The sequence below is a fragment of the Pseudomonas sp. P5_B2 genome (genome assembly GCF_056400445.1).
In genome coordinates this window covers 1-1,091 of record NZ_JBFULH010001044.1, presented here as the reverse complement: position 1 = coordinate 1,091, position 1,091 = coordinate 1, and the positions used below count along the sequence as shown (strand labels likewise).

General features: G+C 53.3%; 1 protein-coding gene. It reads right to left on the bottom strand.

Translation table 11 applies throughout. From position 1 onward, the window contains the following. Positions 1–1,089: cation:dicarboxylate symporter family transporter (locus tag AC1DRJ_RS29035; RefSeq protein WP_477805161.1), on the bottom strand; the 1,089-nt coding region annotated here is incomplete at its 3' end. Between the last annotated feature and the right edge of the window lie 2 nt (positions 1,090–1,091).

The following is a 1,091-nucleotide window of genomic DNA, read 5'->3' as shown; positions in this document are numbered from 1 at the left end:
GAGCAATACCAGGCCTACCAACGGAATGGAGTGGATGGTTGTCAGCGTTGCCGCCAGTGTTATGAACCCGGCACCCGCCACGCCAGCGGAGCCTTTGGAGGTCAGCAAGAAGACGCCCAACAGAATCATCTGATCCATAAACGTCAGTGGCGTGTTGGTTGCCTGTGCGATAAAAATCGCCGCCATGGTGAGGTAAATGCAGGTGCCATCCGCATTGAAGGCATATCCGGTTGGCAGCACCATGCCCACCACTGACTTCCTGCAGCCCAGCTTTTCAAGTTTGACCATCATTCGCGGGAGTACCGCTTCAGTCGAGCAGGTTCCAAGCGTGATCAGAATCTCGTCCTTGAAGTACCGGAGGAACTGAAGCAAAGGCATTCCTGACCATCGAGCAACCGTCCCCAGCACTATCACAATGAATATCAAGGTGGTGACGTAGAGCGCGATCAGCAACTGGCCGAGTGACAGCAAGGTACCAATACCGTACTTGCCGATAGTGAACGCCATGCCGGCCCCGGCACCAATCGGAGCCAGACGCATGACCATCGCCACGATCTTGAACAGCCCTTGCATAAACAGGTCGATGGTATTGATCAGCGGTTTGCTTGTTTCGCCCATTTGAACGAGGGCAACGCCCATCAACACCGAAATCAGAATGACCTGAAGCATGACGCCATTGGAGAATGCACCAATGAAGGTGCTCGGGATGATGTTGAGAAAGAACTCGATTGTTCCGCCCTGCTCGCTGGCGGCTTGGCTGTACTTGGCGATAGCACTGGCATCAAGCGTGTTGGCGTTGATATTCATCCCGACGCCTGGCTTTACGAGATTGACCACAATAAGGCCGATGACCAGCGCTATGGTTGAAAGGATTTCAAAGTAGAGCAGCGCTTTGACGCCAATCCGCCCGACTTCCTTGATGCTGCCCATCTTGGCGATACCAACGACGACGGTACCGAAAATAATAGGCGCCAACAGCATTTTGATGAGCTTGATAAAGCCATCTGCAAAAGGTTGGAGCTTGGCTCCGAATTGCGGTTCAAAGTGACCGATTGCTGCACCGATCACGATACCGATCAGCACCTGCACAT